Below are 1,335 nucleotides of genomic sequence, written 5' to 3'. Positions count from 1 at the left end.
CCGCATCCAGATCAAATTCTTCATTAGTGTCGAGAGTTTCTGTTTCTGAGAGCGACGCTGTTTCAACTTCAATGTTGTTCTCTTCTCCGATATCTTGGCGCTTTTTAGAAGCTGGCGCTTCATTGTGTTCAAGCCTTTGCCAACGAGACAAGGCCGTATCTTTGTCATCAACAAATAAATCGCACTCTGAAAAGCTCTTGGTCTCAATAAGATTTTTTTTGAAACAGTGAGTTCATCGTCATCGATATTGAGTCTTGTTTTGAATTCCAAGCGATTTATTGCATTACTAATGCTCCTCGCATCCCTTACATCAAGAATTTCAGGCCTCTCTTTGATGATACAATCCAACGTATCGATACAGAATGAAAGTTCAGGCTCTCCATACATTAAAATTTTATTAATCAAGTTACTCAAACAAAATTTTAAGTCTACCTTGTTATCTCCTCTTACAATACCAAGAATTGACAAGCAAGAATCCGTAATTAAAGCTTCGTCATCTGATATTAATCCGTCACTTACTTCAGTTAGAACATTTTCATATGAAGTATTAAATAATTCAGGGGCAAGAGCTTTAATTCGAAGTGTACAAAAACCATAATCCTGTAAATCATCTACTAAATTCTGTAGTTTTTCGGTTCTACGCTGACCAAGACCAATTCGAATAACTTCTGGAACGAAAAACCAATACAAGAAAGTTACTAATCTATTAAATCGAGGCTTAAACTCATCTGAGGTAGAGCCAAAGAGCCTGACTCCATCATTAACTTTCGTATATTTTCTATCTTTAATCCACCAGTTTTCAATTTTGTCAAATAGTCTTTCAATATCTCCAACTTCAAAAGTTATGTAATTTTTAGCGAACATAATCTCGTCAATGATTGCTATGTTATTACCCAACATTGAATATGATTGAGAATTTCCTCTTATTGGGAATTCCAAAGACAAAATTTCATCTTTAATGATACTCTTTATTTCAATTTTTTCACCAAAAGGAAGTGAAAGAAAATGAGCTTTTAGAAAAGAATGACTTTCTGGAAGGCTTTTGGGTAAACTATTGGGCCACAGTTTATTAGCAAATTCATTTTCTTGTTTTTTGTCTAAAGCACCTAACTCATGAAGCCTTACTAGGCTCATGAATCCTAGTCTTCTCTTTACTTCGATCTCATCATCCATCAAAGTTAGAAAATAAATAATATCTTCTTCACGTACGTTAAAATATAACTCTTTTGAAACATTAAAGTACCATAAAGGCGGGATCAAGTTACGCTCATCCATAGCTGAAAACCCTCCATGATATCTTATAGAGCATGTTTTTTCGATAAAAGGCTTTAGCAA

Annotated in this window: 1 protein-coding gene; it reads right to left on the bottom strand. The window is 34.4% G+C overall.

The window, feature by feature from the left end; translation table 11 throughout:
* Positions 1-1,275 (bottom strand): hypothetical protein (locus KIV40_RS33880; protein WP_285353820.1); only part of this gene is annotated, 1,275 nt, incomplete at its 3' end.
* Between the last annotated feature and the right edge of the window lie 60 nt (positions 1,276-1,335).

Source organism: Vibrio sp. D173a (assembly GCF_030248475.1).
This window is presented reverse-complemented; position numbering and strand designations above follow the sequence as displayed.